Source organism: Roseibium sp. SCP14, assembly GCF_040329475.1.
GTDB lineage: Bacteria > Pseudomonadota > Alphaproteobacteria > Rhizobiales > Stappiaceae > Roseibium.
In genome coordinates this window covers 161,259-177,124 of record NZ_JBDZYH010000004.1, presented here as the reverse complement: position 1 = coordinate 177,124, position 15,866 = coordinate 161,259, and the positions used below count along the sequence as shown (strand labels likewise).

Here is a 15,866-nt window from a genome sequence, read left to right as displayed (position 1 = left end):
CGTTCAGGCGGAGTGCCCGGTTAGCGCTCGATAGGCATCCCGACCATGCTGCCCCACTCCGTCCAGGACCCGTCATAGACGCGGACATTTTCAAAATCGAGCAGCTCGGTCATGGCAAAGCTCGCCAGGGTCGCCCGGTGAGCAAGCCTGCAATATGAAATCACCGGCTGCTGTGGAGAGGTGACAAACCTTCCGGCAATCTCCCGAATCTCGTTCGGCGATCTGAACGTCGTATCACCGTTCAGAAGACTATCGAAAGGCACATGCCTGGCGCCGGGAATACGCCCATAACGTTCTGCTCCAACATCGGGCTTTCCAGGAAGTCCCACTCTTTCGCCGGAATACTCCTCGAGAGATCTGTGATCGAGGATGACCGTACCCGTTTCGCCGATCGCTTTCATGACGTCGTCCCGCCCGGCCCTGATATGTCCAGCGCGTTGCCCGAGGGTGTAGCTGCTAACATCAACCTTTGGAATGTCCTGCGTGATCGGACGACCTTCCAGCCGCCACCTCACCTTGCCTCCATCGAGTAGCCTGACATCCGCATGCCCGAACAGCTTGAAGACCCACCAGGCATAGGTCCCGAATTGCACAGGGGCACCGTAAAACACCACCGTTGTATCTGCTGATATGCCTGCTGCCCCAAGACGTGCTGCGAAGTCTTCGTCACTCGGAAAGTTTCGCTCCAGCGGATCCCATAGAGCCGCCTTCCAGTTCCAGCCCAGCGCGCCTGGAATATGGCCGGCTTCATAGTCCTGAAGGCCGTCCCAGTCGATTTCAATCAACCTGACATTCGGATCGGATGAGTGTTTCGCAACCCAATCGCAATTGACAAGGGAAGTCATGGGCTCGGCTCCGCGCAAAATTTTCAATCAAAAAGCAACAGTCCCCGAAACTATGCCACACCCGCCGATGTCAGGGTACAGCCTGCTTACGTACGAAACGCACATGATTGCACTTCCGTACCCACCCTTCATAGGCAGCTCTCACATCAACTTGTGCCTCGAATGTCTGCGACGCCTGCTGCACAGCCAGACAAGTGAACGCGTCGGCCTGCAATCCTGATAAACCTGAAAGTGCCTCCACTCAGCGTCGATTGTTGCCAAAAAGGCAACTGACTTTTAGTAAATTTCAGTGTTGAAAAAGATGCAAGCTTTTCCTATCGCCTTCTGTTCACCTTCAGAAGGGAAAGAAACGCATGATCGTCAAACATCCGGAAAGCTTCTATATCGACGGGAACTGGGTAATGCCCTCGGGATCGAAGCGGCTTGCAGTAGAAAATCCGGCAACGGAAGAAACGCTCGGGTCAATCGCTCTGGGCGGAGCAGAAGATGTCGAGTTGGCTGTAAAGGCCGCACGCGCGGCCCTTCCAACGTGGTCGTCTTCTGACATCAGCGAGCGCAAGCGCCTTCTGGAAAAGGTCCGGAATGTTTATGTTCGCCGCCGCAAGGATCTAGCCGATGCCATAACCCTCGAACTTGGATGTCCGACGGATCTTTCTTGCGCGGTTCAGGCGGGAAGCGGCGCTGAGCAGATCGATGCCTTCCTGAAGGCCATGGAAGAAATCCGATGGATTGAACGGCTGACAAACGGTGACGAGATCCACCGCCAAAGCAAAGGCGTCGCTGGTTTGATCACGCCCTGGAACTGGCCGCTCAACCAGATTGGACTGAAGGTATTCGCGGCTCTGGCCGCAGGCAGCACGATGGTTCTGAAGCCAAGCGAAGTGACACCGTTCAACGCCATGATCTTTGCCGAAATCCTGGATGAAGCCGGATGCCCGAAAGGTGTCTTCAACCTTGTCAACGGCCTTGGCAGCGATGTTGGTGCAGCTCTTGTTTCCCACCCGCATGTCGACTGTGTCTCCTTCACCGGATCAACCAGGGCCGGCCGTCTCATCTACGCCGCAAGCGCTGAGCGCATAAAACCTATCTCTCTGGAATTGGGCGGAAAATCACCCTGCATCCTTTTTGCAGACTGTGATGTCGAGACGCGGATCAAACAGACGTTAAGGGGGCTTTATTGCAACAGCGGCCAGAACTGCAACGGGCCGACACGCCTGCTTGTCGAACGCTCTGCCTATGAGACCGCGAAGCTGGCCGCCACCGAAGTGACCAACGGGACTGCTGTTGGTGATCCGCGCGCGGCTGGAGATCACATCGGCCCGGTTGCCAACAAAAGTCAATTCGATCACATCCAGAGGCTCATTCAGTCTACCCTCGACGACGGCGCCGAGCTCCTGGCTGGAGGCCTTGGCAAGCCGGAAGGCATTGAACGAGGCCACTATGTGCGACCAACCGTCTTTGCCGACGTCGACAACAACATGACCATTGCCCGGGAAGAGGTTTTTGGCCCAGTCGCAGTGCTCATTCCCTTCGACACGGAAGAAGATGCAATCGCCATAGCCAATGACAGCGACTTCGGCCTGGCGGCCTATGTTCACACCGATGACCCGGAGAAACTTGCCCGCGTGGTCCGACGTATGCAGGCGGGCATGGTGTTCAAGAACGGGAACTACCTGTCAGCGGGCAGCCCGTTCGGGGGTGTCAAGATGTCGGGTATCGGCAAGGAAGGCGGCGTGATGGGAATTGAAGAGTTCCTCGATGCAAAACTCGTCGCCTGACTAAGCACTCCTTTCAACGCATTGAACAAGAAGCCCGGCCGGTTGGCCGGGTTTTCTCTTTTAGTAAAGTTTAGTAAATAATTTGACTCTGATTAGTAACGTTACTAATGTCGGCACTCAACAGGTATCAACGGCACTTGAGTGAGTTATGCGGCGCATTACAGGTTTGAACGAGGGGTGGCTCTTTCACGACCCACTTGCTACGGCAAAAGACAACACCGAAAGCGATGAGATGGAGGTCTCGATCCCGCACTCCGCGGTTGAGCTTCCCTTCAACTATTTTGACGAAACAACCTACCAGCGCGCCTTTGAATACGAGCGCCAAATCCCCTGGCAGGAAGACTTCGCCGACAGGGAAGTCTACCTGCACTTTGAAGGCGTGATGGCAGACAGCCGCGTTTCACTCAACGGAACCGAATTGGTCCATCATGGCGATGGTTATACGCCGTTCAGCGTCCGGCTCAGCGAGCATTTGACGCGTGGGACCAACCGGCTGACCGTTTCCATCGACGGTTCGGAAAATCCAGATATCCCACCCTTTGGCGGCAGGATCGACTACCTGACTTATGCCGGGATTTACCGGGATGTCTGGCTGATGTCATTCGCACCCGTGTTTGTGAAATCGGTCAAGATCGAAACGCCGGACGTGCTTGCGGAACGGAAAACGGTGACCGTCAAAGGCAGCGTGGAAAATCCGCAAGGTTTGCGCTTTGAAGGCAAGGTCAGGGTTACTCTGATTGACCCGGATGGCCATGCCATCGCCGAAGACAGCCAATTTCTCCAAACTGAAAACAGTTTCCTGATCAGTTTTACCGATCTGGAGAACATTACGCTGTGGGACATCGAAGCCCCCACCCTCCACACACTCAAAGTCACCCTGCAAACGGAACATGGCACTGACACCTATGAGGAGCGCTTCGGCTTCCGCGACGCTCAGTTCACACCGGACGGCTTCAGGCTAAACGGCAGACCACTCAAGATCATGGGCCTCAACCGGCATCAGTCCTTCCCATATACCGGATATGCGCAGGGCCGCGCGTCTCAGGAGAAGGACGCGGAAATCCTGAAGTATGAGCTTGGCTGCAATCTGGTACGGACCTCGCACTATCCGCAATCGAAATGGTTCCTGGACCACTGTGACCGCATCGGCCTTCTTGTGCTGGAAGAAACTCCCGGCTGGCAGCACATCGGCGGCAAGGTCTGGAAAGAAGAAGCCGTTCGCAATGTCGCCCGAATGATCGAACGCGACTGGAACCACCCGTCGATTGTTTCCTGGGGTGTGAGGATCAACGAGTCGGAGGACGATCACGACTTTTACACTGTGACCAACTCTGTTGCGCGCGAGCTTGACCCGACGCGCCAGACCTGCGGCATCCGCAAGCATGCCGGCAGTGAGTTGCTCGAAGACATCTACACGATGAACGACTTCTCTCTATGCAGCGATCTCCTGCCCGAACGCACACCCTTGACTGCACCCAGAGCAGTGACCGGACTGGAGAAGGACGTTCCATATCTGGTGACCGAGTTCAATGGCCACATGTTCCCCACCAAGGCGGGCGACAACGAACTTCGGCAGATTGAACATGTCACCCGCCATCTGGAAGTCATTGATGCCGCCTTCGCCAATCCGAACATTGCCGGCTGCATCGGCTGGTGCATGTTCGACTACAACACCCACAAGGATTTCGGCTCCGGCGACAGGGTGTGCCATCACGGTGTGCTGACAATGTTCCGCGAACCCAAATTCGGCGCCTATGCCTATGCCAGCCAGATGTCTCCAGACATCCGCACCATCATGAAACCGGTGACCTACTGGTCGCGTGGCGAGAGGGATATTGGCGGTGTGCTGCCGCTGATGATCCTGACCAATTGCGAAGAGGTTGAACTGCAGTTTTTCGATGGCACAAGATTGCGTAAAGGCGGTGACCGCGAGCGTTTCCCGCATCTGCCACACCCGCCGGTGATCTTCAGCAAAGCAGATGTCCCCGAAGAAGCCCTGGGGAAATGGGGATTGAAGTGGCAAGGGGTGACGATCAACGGATACGTCGCAGGAGCCGTGGTCGAAACCGTTGAATTCGTCGCCGATCCCGTCGCCTTCAGGCTCGAGATTGCTCCGGACAATACGATGCTTGACGCAGGAGAACGCGAGGAAGTGCGCATCATTGTCCGCGCACTGGATCAGGCAGGTCAGGTTCTGCCGTTTCTTTCAGACCAGATCTCCATCGCGGTAGAGGGCCCCGCCGAGTGCCTCGGCCCACCACATTCACCCCTTTCAGGTGGCACAACCGGCTTCTGGCTCCGGGCAACCGGGGAAAGCGGAGATGTTCGGGTGATCGTATCCTCGGGCCGTTTTGATACGCAGCGAATTGTCCTTGAGGCGATGAGCGGTGAACGGCCGCCGGAGCGCCAGGGCGCTCACCACATCCGGGCACTCGCCTAGCAACGCCCGGCAATTCTGACTTCAGGCACCAGGGAAGGGTCAATGACTTTCCCTGCCCCCGCGGGCTGCGCTCTGCCGGGAACGGATTGTGCTGTCCGACGAAATGGTCGCCAAGGCCGCTTACGCGGATGCGATCGGGTTTCAACCTGTTCATTCAAGGGAGGAAAGAGAATGAACATAATGCGAAGACTGAGCACCACCATTTCAGCCGCCGGCCTTTTGTTTGCCAGCAGCTTGGTCACCCTCGCCGCAGACAAGCTTTCCGGAGATTTGAAAATCTTTCTGGATACGTCCAATCCTGCGCCACGGGCTGCCATGGAAGGTATGATTGATCGTTTCCAGAAGATGCACCCGGATCTGAACATCTCGACCACCATCATCGACAGCGAAGCCTACAAGACGCAGATCCGGAACTTCCTGAGCGCCAATCCGCCTGACGTGACGACCTGGTTCGCGGGCAACCGCATGCTGCCATATGTCGAAACCGGTCTTTTTGAGGATGTGTCGGATATCTGGACCGGAGCGCTGGCCGAAGACCTTGCCTCAACGAAAAAGTCCATGACAATTGACGGCAAACAGTGGGGTATCCCCTACACCTATTATCAGTGGGGCGTTTACTACCGGGAAGACATCTACTCCGAACTGGGCCTGGAACCGCCGAGCAACTGGCAGGAGTTCAAGGACAATTGCCAGAAGATCCTCGATTCCGGCCGGAAGTGCTTTTCCATCGGCACCAAGTTCCTGTGGACCGCGGCCGGCTGGTTCGACTACCTGAACCTGCGTCAGAATGGCTACGAGTTTCACATGGACGTCACGGCCGGAAAGGTCAGCTGGGAAGATCCCCGGATCCGCGACGTTTTTGCGCGTTGGCGCGAGTTGATCGACATGGGAGCCTTTATTGACAATCACACATCCTACAGCTGGCAGGAGGCGCTGCCCTTCCTGGTTCAGGGAGAAGCTGCCGGATACCTGCTTGGCAACTTCATCGTCCCGCCCTTGCGGGACGCGGGATTGACGGATGAGCAGCTCGGCTTTTACCAGTTTCCGGCCATCGTCGACGGCATACCACTCGCCGAAGACGCCCCCGCCAACACATTTCACATTCCGGCAAATGCAGCGAACAAGGAAAACGCGCGCGCTTTCCTGAAATATGTGGCGGATGTCGAAAACCAGTCGATCATCAGCAAGCAGCTTGGCCAGCTTGCGGTGAACTCCAGAAGCGAGGTGCCCGATGACAAGTTCATGCGCCAGGGCTTCGAAATGTTGAGCAACGCCTACGCGCTGGCCCAGTTCTTCGACCGTGACGCCCCGGCCCAGATGGCAAAGGTTGGCATGGAAGGATTTCAGGAGTTCATGGCAAAGCCCGACAACCTCGATGCCATCCTGAAGCGCCTGGAGCGCACTCGTAAGCGGGTCTATTGATGCAGCGACCATCGCAAGGGGCGCGCGTGCGCGCCTCTTCTCCACCTCATAGCAGAAATCGGCATGACAGTGTGCACGGATCGGCTGTCGACATTTGACTGACAAACCCGGATGCGCCATCAAGCATCGGATAGAGTTCAGAAGAAGCAGAACAGGAATCGGACAAGATACGTGGCGACGATCAAGGACATTGCGGAAAAGGTTGGCGTTTCACCGACAACGGTTTCCAGGGTACTGAACGCAGATCCGACACTGTCCGTATCAAAGAAGGTCCGAACCCAGGTTACCGAAACAGCGGCTGAACTGAACTACGAGATCCGCGGCGTTAAACACAGGACAGCCGGAAAAGCGGAGGCCGCCTACCCCCACCTTGATGAAATTGTCATTTTACAGGGCCTGACCGATGAACAGGAACTGGCCGATCCTTATTATGTCGGCTTGCGCCTCGGAATAGAAAGAGCCTGCCGGGCCGTTGGGCTGACCGCCCATGTTCATTATTCCAACGAGGACAGAGATCTGAAACCCAACGCACGGACTGGCGTCGTGGTGGTTGGGCATCATGACGAAACCTCACTGCAGAAGATTTTGAATCAGGCCCCCAATCTCGTCTTCGTCGGTGCGGAATATGAAAAATACGACCTCGATGTCGTCTGTCATGATCTTTCAAACTCCATGCGGAAGCTTCTGACCGGTCTGGCAAATGCGGGATACGAACAATTCGGCTTTATTGGTGGACGCTACGATGCTAACGATCCGGAAGCGATTGAGACCGGTGAACGCCTCAGCGCTTTCAAGGAGTGGCTGACCGCCCATGACCTTTTCGACAAGGAACTGGTGCGCCAGGAAGGCAAGACACCGCAAAACGGCTACCAGCTGACCCGCGATCTCCTTGATCAGGACAAGCAACCGGACGTCATCGTTGCCGCGACCGACAGTCTTGCCATTGGCGCCTATATGGCCCTCAAGGAGGCAGGCAAACAGATTTCCGCCGACATTGCCGTCGCGGCCTTCAACGATATTCCCGCAGCACGCCACCTCGTCCCGCCCCTGACCACCGTCAAGCTTCCGGCCGAACTCATCGGCAAAACGGCTGTCGAGCTGCTTCAGGAGCGCGCCGAAGGACGGCTCACCACAAAACGGGTCATTCTCGGTTCGGAAATCATCTGGCGCGAAAGCTGCCGAAAACCCGCCGAATAGCCACAAACCGGGCAACTACCCAATAAACAGAAGTCTGAGAAGAACTGAGAGAATGGTGGGTGAGTAGGGACTCGAACCCTAGACCCGCTGATTAAGAGTCAGCTGCTCTACCATCTGAGCTACACACCCATCCAATGCAGGCCGCAATGTGAAGCGGCGCGCCGGAGTGAGGGTGTATATAGCGCAGCTTTTCGGGACGCAATGGTTTCATGGCATTTTTTTGTCATTTCTGCTGTGCAAAAACCGACCACCTCCCCCCTCAAGGCATTTGCGGAATGATTGCAACAAGATCACTCGCAAAAGGAAACTTTTAAAAACATTGGGCAACTTTCGCGCAATAATCGAAATTTGGGGTTGACCCGCCATACCGCTCTCACTAGTGTGCACCGCGTCAAGACCGGGCGGACATGACTGGCTTGAACCAGATAACCTGATAAGTCATTGAAATGGTGCAAGGGTTCTGGCGGAAACATCCGGCAACGCATGTCCGACCAGGGTCTTCATGACCTGCAGTATCGAAGGACCGGGACGACATGATGATGTCGCTCATTCTAGTAGTGGTAGGAAAGCGCGCCTCCTAGCGGGAAGACCCCGTCTGGACAGGATGGCGCGCGACCAAGGCTCCCGAAGGGGCCTTTTTTTGTACCCGCCTCCTGAAAGTGCCATTTCCTTCAAGCGCCCGAGTCTTCGACACCGACAGGTTTGAAGCGTTAAAGTAAGTAATTGAGAGCCAAAGCCTGAACTTCAGGCCCTGAAATGCAAGGACGATAAGAGAATGACACGGGAAATGACCGGCGCCGAAATGGTCATCCAGGCGCTGAAAGACCAGGGAGTTGATACCATCTTCGGCTACCCGGGCGGTGCTGTGCTTCCCATTTATGACGAGATCATTCAGCAGGAAGGTCTGGAGCACATTCTCGTGCGTCACGAACAGGGCGCAGGCCACGCTGCGGAAGGCTATGCCCGCTCCACCGGCAAGCCCGGCGTTGCGCTGGTCACCTCCGGCCCCGGCGCGACCAACATGGTCACCGCGCTGACCGACGCCATGCTTGATTCCATTCCACTGGTCTGCATTTCCGGCCAGGTTCCAACGCACCTGATCGGCAATGATGCCTTCCAGGAATGTGACACGGTCGGCATCACCCGCCCCTGCACCAAGCACAACTGGCTGGTGCGCAATGTCGAAGACCTGCCGCGCATTCTTCACGAGGCATTCTATGTTGCCACATCCGGGCGTCCGGGCCCGGTTGTCGTCGACATTCCGAAGGACGTCCAGTTCGCCACCGGCACCTATGAAGGTCCGACACCGAACCCGGCAGCTGCACACAAGAGCTACCGCCCTCAGGTCAAGGGCGATGCCTCCGGCATTCGCACAGCCGTCGAGCTGATGGCCAAGGCCAAGAAGCCGATTCTCTATACCGGCGGCGGCGTTATCAACTCCGGCCCGCAGGCCTGCCAGCTGCTGCGCGAACTGGTGTCCCTCACCGGCTTCCCGATCACCTCAACGCTGATGGGCCTCGGCGCATACCCGGCTTCCGGTGACAACTGGCTGGGCATGCTGGGCATGCATGGCACCTACGAAGCCAACATGACCATGCATGACTGTGACCTGATGGTCTGCATCGGCGCGCGCTTCGACGACCGCATCACCGGGCGCACCGACGCGTTCTCACCGAATTCGATCAAGATCCATATCGACATCGATCCATCTTCCATCAACAAGACCGTCAATGTAGATCTGCCGATCATCGGCGATGTCGGCCACGTTCTGGAAGACATGGTCCGGATCTGGCGTTCTTCATCGCTGAAGGCCGATCCGAAGGCGATGAAGTCCTGGTGGTCCCAGATCAATGCCTGGCGCGGCCGCAATTCGCTCGCCTACCGGCCGAACGAAGACATCATCATGCCGCAATACGCAATCCAGCGGCTGTATGAACTGACCAAGGACCGCAAGACGTTCATCTCCACCGAAGTCGGCCAGCACCAGATGTGGGCGGCGCAGTTCTACGGCTTCGAAGAGCCGAACCGCTGGCTCACTTCCGGGGGCCTCGGCACCATGGGCTACGGTTTGCCGGCAGCCATTGGCGCGCAGGTGGCCCATCGCGATGCACTGTGTGTCGACATTGCTGGCGATGCGTCGATCCTCATGAACATTCAGGAAATGTCGACGGCGGTTCAGTTCGGCCTGCCGGTCAAGGTGTTCATTCTGAACAACCAGTACATGGGTATGGTGCGTCAGTGGCAGCAGCTGCTGCACGGCAACCGCCTGTCCCACTCATACACCGAAAGCCTGCCGGACTTCGTCAAACTGGCCGAAGCCTATGGCGGTGTCGGCTTCCGGGTGGAAAAACCTGGAGATCTGGATGGTGCGATCGAGGAAATGATCGCAGTCGACAAGCCGGTGCTGTTTGATTGCCGTGTGGCCAACCTCGCCAACTGTTTCCCGATGATCCCATCGGGCAAAGCCCATAACGAAATGCTGCTGCCGGATGAAGCCAATGACGAAGCGGTTGCCAACGCGATCGGCGCCGAAGGCAAATCCCTCGTTTAATGGTCAGGCACAAGGATTTTAGAAAATGAACGCACAGAATGTAGATGCGCCTTCAGCCTACTTCCTGGCTGAAGTCAGCGACGAGATCGAGACCCACACCCTATCGCTACTCGTCGACAACGAGCCGGGCGTTCTCGCCCGCGTTATCGGCCTTTTCTCCGGCCGTGGTTACAACATCGACAGCCTGACCGTGTCGGAAACCGAACACGAAAAACACCTGTCCCGCATTACCATCGTGACGACGGGAACCCCGATGATCATCGAGCAGATCCGCCATCAGCTCGACCGTCTGGTTCCGGTGCATCGCGTGACCGACCTCACAGTCCGGGCGCGCCGCGCCAATCAGGACAAGCCGCTGGAGCGCGAACTTGCGCTGGTCAAGGTCAAGGGCGATGGCGACAAGCGTCTGGAAGCCCTGCGCCTCGGCGATGCTTTCCGCGCCACGGTCATTGATGCAACCACCGAGCATTTCGTTTTCGAAATCACCGGACGCACCTCCAAGATCGAGCAGTTCATCGCGATTATGAAACCGCTTGGCCTTGTCGAAGTGTCCCGCACCGGTGTCGCCGCCGTCCAGCGGGGACCGGAAGGGCTGTAAGGCGCTCTGGAAAGACTTTAACAACAAGGGTCTGCTGCTTATATGCTGCAGGCCCTTTTCTGTTTCGGAATACTTCATGCCCTTTGATCTCGACACCTACCTCGCCCGTATCAACCTGCAGCATTGCCCGGTCTCCCCGGAAGGTCTGAAACAGCTGCAATCGGCGCAGATAACCGCCATTCCGTTCGAGAACGTCTTGCCCTTCCTTGGGCGGGTTCCCAGGCTGGACGGGAACAGTCTTTGGCAAAAGATGGTGCTGGATCGCTGTGGCGGATACTGCTTCGAGCTGAACACTCTTCTGGAGATGGCTCTGCAGGCGCTCGGCTTTTCCAGCCGGAAAGTCATGGCCCGTGTTCGAATGGGAGCACCAGAAGGAGGCGTCAGATCCCATCTGGCTCATATCGTCTCGATTGATGGAACGGAATGGCTGGTAGATACCGGCTTCGGAGGACAGGCTCCTGCCTATCCGGTGAACCTGACGACGACGGGCGAGCAGCAGATTCGCGATCAGATCTACCGTATCCGTTTCGATGATGCGGAGAATGAAGAGGTTCTGGAGCGCAAGTCGGAAGATGGCTGGATTCCCTTGTACGGCTTTGACCGCATGCCACCAAAGTGGGTCGACATTGAAGCTGCCAACTATCTCTGCGCCAAATGGTCGGAGATATCCTTCTCATCCAGCATGAAATTCTATCGTTTGACGGATAACGGCTGGATCAGCTTCCAGAACGGGCTCGCAGGCTTTACCGAGAATGGCATCAAAACCACTCGCACCATTGTGAAGCAAAACGATCTTACCCGGTTCATGCGCAACGACTTGAGACTCGGTTATGGCGATGCGGATATCGATGCGATTGCCGGGCGTCTCGCGTCCATGCCAATGCCTGCCCCCGCCAACTGACGGCCCGGCTCCGATGGACCTTCAGGACTTCACTGGTAGTAGCCTTCGCGCAGATTGATGCCGTGCTCGACAAAGGCTTTCAGGCAACACAGCATCTGCGTCCAGCCTTCGCAATTGCCGTAGGACGCCTTGCTGCCCTTGGCCGTATCGCGCCACCCTTCTTCGCTGATGGTGACCAACGTCCGGCCATCCTCGAGTGCCTCGAACTCCATTGTCACCATGGTTTCGGCGTCATCGTCGGTCTGGTCGTCTGACACCCAGTGCAGGACGATTTTCCGATCCTTGACGACTTCGTTCACCTTGACCGGAAAACGTCCTGGAAAATCGGCGAAGCTCCAGAAGACGGTGGCACCGCTCTCGATCCGGCCTTCTGCACCACCGGTGGTGAAATAGCCCGACAATCGGTCCGGATTGACCACGGCCTCGAAGACTTCGGAAACCGGTTTACCGATCCTGCCGGACACACTGAACGACAACATGATTTTCTGTTCCCTTCGTTCTACCTTCGTTGCTCGGCACAAGTAACGAGATTGCCAAGGTGATAGCTCCAGCCCTGAGAATGAGCGTCTACCAGGCCACGCTGCCGACCTTCAGGAGCCGCCTCCCACCCCTTATGGACGAGACTGATCCGGCTGCGATCTCTCAGGTTCTTCACTTGAACCGTGACTTCGGTCTTGAAAGGCCAGTCGTCGTCCCACCAGCTCATGACAAGCAGCTGCGGTGGCTCAATCGCGGTCACCCTTCCGTGGGTGTGATGCACTCCGTTGGCATCCTGCCACGGCTCATAAAATACGCCGCCAGGAACCGGGTCCAACGTCACGCTCTTGCCCCACCAGAGCGACGGCTGAAGCAGAACCTCCCACAGCTGTTGCACCGAAGCACTGCATTCTCTTTCCAGGTCGATCTGTACTGCGCACATATCACCGATCTCCAAGATGGCCCTTGCCTGGACATCAATCATGTTATAATTTTATAACATGTCAAGTGAAGAGGATTCAGACAGGATATTCAAGGCTCTGGCCGATGGTCGCAGGAGACGACTACTTGATCTGTTGAAAGACGGACCCAAGACGACCGGCGCGCTATGCGACGCATTTCCGGAAATCGACCGCTGCACCGTCATGCAGCACATGAGGGTTCTGGAAGCCGCCAATCTCCTCATTGCACAACGAAAAGGCCGAGAGCGTTGGAACCACCTCAACGCGCTGCCGATCAAGGATATTTACGACAGATGGATCGGTGACTATGCCACCGGTGCGGTAAACTTGCTGGCTCGCCTCAAGGATGACCTCGAAACGCCCAGCAATTGATACTTTGTCGAATTGCGCGCGGAACGTCACCTCCTTTGACGTTTTCCAGCCTAGACGCGACGCGGATCAGCGCGTATACGACACCAGCACTCAGTATCATTGCTGACGCGCTCTTCCCGATTCAGACGACTAAACGCTCAAGAAAAGGCTTCAAGCCCATGATCCACGGTCTGTCCCGGCCGAAAAATCAGATTCGCTGGCTGCTGCTGGAAGGCATTTCGCCGACCGCGCGCGCGGTTCTGGAAAAGAACGGTTACACCAATGTGGAAGTCCTGCCAGGTGCTCTGGACAAGGACGCCCTGATCGAAAAACTGCAAGGCGTTCAGGTCCTCGGCATTCGGTCCAGAACCCAGGTGACGGAAGAAGTTCTGGAAGCCGCCAATAGCCTTGTTGCCGTTGGTTGTTTTTCGGTGGGCACCAACCAGGTTGATCTTAGCGGCACGCTGACTCGCGGCATCCCGGTCTTCAACGCTCCCTTCTCCAATACCCGTTCCGTTGCGGAATTGACGATCGCCGAAATCGTCATGCTGATGCGCGGTGTCTTCACCAAGTCGTCCGCTGCCCATGAGGGCCGCTGGATGAAGAGTGCAGTCGGCTCCCACGAAGTGCGCGGCAAGACACTCGGCATTGTCGGCTACGGCAATATCGGCACGCAGCTGTCGAACCTTGCCGAAGCAATGGGTCTCAGGGTGATCTACTTTGATCTGGTCGACAAACTTCAGCACGGCAATGTCCTGCCGACGGAAAGCCTGGACGCACTGCTTGCCGCTTCCGATGTTGTTTCCCTGCACGTGCCCGACACGGCCGGAACGCGCGACATGTTCGGCGCCGAGCAGATTTCGAAAATGAAAAAGGGCGCGTTCCTCATCAACAACGCCCGCGGCAAGGTCGTCGACATCGAAGCGCTCGCCGAGGCCCTGAAATCAGGGCACCTGGCTGGGGCGGCAATTGATGTGTTTCCCGTTGAACCCAAGTCCAACAAGGATGAATTCATCTCACCGTTGCGCGGTCTGGACAATGTCATCCTGACGCCGCATGTCGGCGGCTCGACCGAAGAAGCCCAGGACCGGATCGGCGAGGAAGTCTCCAAGCGTCTGGTTGAATACTCGGATGTCGGCTCGACAATCGGTGCGGTCTCATTCCCGCAGGTCCAGCTGCCCAAGGGAACCGAGATGACCCGGTTCATTCAGGTTCACCACAACGCGCCGGGAGCGATGCGCACGCTGAACGATCTTTTCACCCGGCATGACCTCAACATCCACGCACAGTACATGCAATCGCATCAGGACATCGGTTACGTGGTTCTGGACGTGGACAGCCTTGTTCAGGACCCGGTGGACATTCTTGAGGAAATCCGCAGCCTTCCGAACACGATCCGGGCGCGCCTTCTCAACAGGGTCTGACGATTGCCGCGGTAATTACTGAACAAACGCCTATGTGGTGCCGGTCAGGAGCGGAATGCAATCATTCCTGAACGGCCGGTCCGCAAACCCGGTTACGTCCTGCCCGTTTGGCATCGTAGAGACGCATGTCCGCCGCCTGAAAGAGCGTTTCCAGCGTGGTGCCATCTTCCGGTGCTGTCGCGACACCGATGCTCACGGTAATCTTCTCCGGGAAGTAGATCACACTGAACCGCTCGATTGCCTTGCGCAGTCTGGTCGCAAGCGACATGGCTGCTTCCGCAGGAAGCCTTTCGCAAATAAGTACGAATTCCTCGCCGCCAAAGCGATAGAGATGATCGTCTGATCGCAGATTTTCGCTCAACATCCGGGCAATCTTTGCCAGCACCTGATCACCTGCCTGATGGCCGTGACGGTCGTTCACCGCCTTGAAGTGATCGATGTCGATCACCAGCAACGACAGCGGCTTGCTGTCATTGAGGCTCTTTTCAAGGATCTTGGGCGCATTGTGATCATATTGCCGCCGGTGCAGGGTTCCCGTCAGGTGATCCCTCGTCGATGCCTCCAGAAGCTGATGATATCGCTCCCGGTAGGTGAGCACCTGAAATACGTCCTTGAAGGGCCTGTTGGTCAGCCACGCCGCTTCGTCGTCAAAGTATTTCAGATAGGCGATGAACAGCACCGTGTAGACCACCGTTGCGACAAGCTTGGCAACAAGACCGCCAAAGAACACATGCCACGGGGCACCGGACACATAGTGAAGTGCGAGAAAGAACCCTGCCTGATCAAATGTCAGCACGGCAGCCCCGCAAACCAGAAACCTCAGTCCAAGATGCCTGCCGAACCAATCGCCAATGCGCTCATAAAGAACGATGATCGCAATTGCATCGACAAAGAGCAGCAACGTGCCCCAGACCATGAGGCTGCCTATTTCATCGATGAAGGCAATGTCCGGCAGCCGGCCTTCGGTGATGACGATCGTTTCGTGGTTTCTCAGGATCATGACCAGCGCGACGATCAGGAAGTTGCCAATCAAAAGCCCATAAATCGCCTGTCGCACGACAAGCGCATCCTCGCGGATGTAGAGCAACAGGATCATCAAGAGCTTTCCGGAAAAAAGCACGGTCGAGCCGGGAGAAATGATCCCGAACGGCAACTCGATATAGAAGACGCTGGCCAGGTACGTTTCCAGAAAATGCATCACACCAAGCGCGCACAGGAAAACGCCGACGCCGATCGCCTTGCGGGCGCGCAGCAGGCCCATCATGACGGTGAAGTAAACCGCAGCCTGGGCAAACAGAAGGAATGCGTTGAACGTGGTCATTTCCCGGTCGTCGCTGGATCTCAGTTGCAACGTCCATCTATGCAACGATTCCCGGAATCTGCGAAATCAGGCAAAAAATCCTGAACTGAAAATGACCAGA

General features: G+C 56.6%; 13 protein-coding genes and 1 tRNA gene. 9 read left to right on the top strand and 5 right to left on the bottom strand.

The window, feature by feature from the left end:
- Positions 1-20: 20 nt before the first annotated feature.
- Entirely contained in the window at positions 21-845 is an 825-nt protein-coding gene (locus ABLQ08_RS17800; RefSeq protein ID WP_352944720.1) for a sulfurtransferase, read from the bottom strand.
- Between the two features lie 353 nt (positions 846-1,198).
- Between ABLQ08_RS17800 and ABLQ08_RS17795 the strand changes: the two genes are divergently transcribed.
- From ABLQ08_RS17795 to ABLQ08_RS17780, 4 genes are all read left to right on the top strand, one after another.
- Positions 1,199-2,623, top strand: a complete 1,425-nt coding sequence (locus ABLQ08_RS17795) for an aldehyde dehydrogenase family protein (protein WP_352944718.1) — start codon at positions 1,199-1,201, stop codon at positions 2,621-2,623.
- Between the two features lie 148 nt (positions 2,624-2,771).
- Entirely contained in the window at positions 2,772-5,063 is a 2,292-nt protein-coding gene (locus ABLQ08_RS17790) for a glycoside hydrolase family 2 protein (RefSeq protein ID WP_352944716.1), read from the top strand.
- A 171-nt stretch (positions 5,064-5,234) separates the two neighbouring features.
- Complete coding sequence (locus ABLQ08_RS17785) at positions 5,235-6,485, top strand: ABC transporter substrate-binding protein (protein WP_352944714.1); 1,251 nt, start codon at positions 5,235-5,237, stop codon at positions 6,483-6,485.
- Positions 6,486-6,656: 171 nt separating this feature from the next.
- The gene (locus ABLQ08_RS17780) at positions 6,657-7,682 is read left to right on the top strand and encodes a LacI family DNA-binding transcriptional regulator (RefSeq protein ID WP_352944712.1); all 1,026 of its coding nucleotides are present in this window, start codon (positions 6,657-6,659) and stop codon (positions 7,680-7,682) included.
- Positions 7,683-7,735: 53 nt separating this feature from the next.
- Here the strand turns inward: ABLQ08_RS17780 and ABLQ08_RS17775 are convergent.
- Positions 7,736-7,811, bottom strand: a tRNA-Lys gene (locus tag ABLQ08_RS17775).
- Between the two features lie 646 nt (positions 7,812-8,457).
- Between ABLQ08_RS17775 and ABLQ08_RS17770 the strand changes: the two genes are divergently transcribed.
- From ABLQ08_RS17770 to ABLQ08_RS17760, 3 genes are all read left to right on the top strand, one after another.
- The gene (locus ABLQ08_RS17770) at positions 8,458-10,233 is read left to right on the top strand and encodes an acetolactate synthase 3 large subunit (RefSeq protein ID WP_352944710.1); all 1,776 of its coding nucleotides are present in this window, start codon (positions 8,458-8,460) and stop codon (positions 10,231-10,233) included.
- Between the two features lie 25 nt (positions 10,234-10,258).
- Complete coding sequence (gene ilvN, locus ABLQ08_RS17765; RefSeq protein ID WP_352944708.1) at positions 10,259-10,831, top strand: acetolactate synthase small subunit; 573 nt, start codon at positions 10,259-10,261, stop codon at positions 10,829-10,831.
- Between the two features lie 76 nt (positions 10,832-10,907).
- On the top strand, positions 10,908-11,732 hold the full coding sequence (locus tag ABLQ08_RS17760; RefSeq protein WP_352944706.1) for an arylamine N-acetyltransferase family protein: 825 nt from the start codon (positions 10,908-10,910) through the stop codon (positions 11,730-11,732).
- Between the two features lie 29 nt (positions 11,733-11,761).
- Here the strand turns inward: ABLQ08_RS17760 and ABLQ08_RS17755 are convergent, their stop codons facing one another.
- Both ABLQ08_RS17755 and ABLQ08_RS17750 read right to left on the bottom strand, forming a co-directional pair.
- Entirely contained in the window at positions 11,762-12,214 is a 453-nt protein-coding gene (locus ABLQ08_RS17755; protein WP_352945584.1) for an SRPBCC family protein, read from the bottom strand.
- A gap of 17 nt (positions 12,215-12,231) precedes the next feature.
- Entirely contained in the window at positions 12,232-12,651 is a 420-nt protein-coding gene (locus ABLQ08_RS17750) for an SRPBCC family protein (protein WP_352944704.1), read from the bottom strand.
- A 58-nt stretch (positions 12,652-12,709) separates the two neighbouring features.
- Between ABLQ08_RS17750 and ABLQ08_RS17745 the strand changes: the two genes are divergently transcribed.
- The gene (locus ABLQ08_RS17745) at positions 12,710-13,042 is read left to right on the top strand and encodes an ArsR/SmtB family transcription factor (RefSeq protein ID WP_352944702.1); all 333 of its coding nucleotides are present in this window, start codon (positions 12,710-12,712) and stop codon (positions 13,040-13,042) included.
- 158 nt (positions 13,043-13,200) lie between these two features.
- Positions 13,201-14,445: a phosphoglycerate dehydrogenase gene (serA, locus tag ABLQ08_RS17740; RefSeq protein WP_352944700.1), complete on the top strand. Its 1,245-nt coding sequence runs from the start codon at positions 13,201-13,203 to the stop codon at positions 14,443-14,445.
- 61 nt (positions 14,446-14,506) lie between these two features.
- On the opposite strand, the gene ABLQ08_RS17735 is transcribed toward serA, so the two are convergent.
- Positions 14,507-15,766 (bottom strand): GGDEF domain-containing protein, encoded by a 1,260-nt coding sequence (locus ABLQ08_RS17735; protein WP_352944698.1) that lies wholly within the window; start codon positions 15,764-15,766, stop codon positions 14,507-14,509.
- Positions 15,767-15,866: the final 100 nt, after the last annotated feature.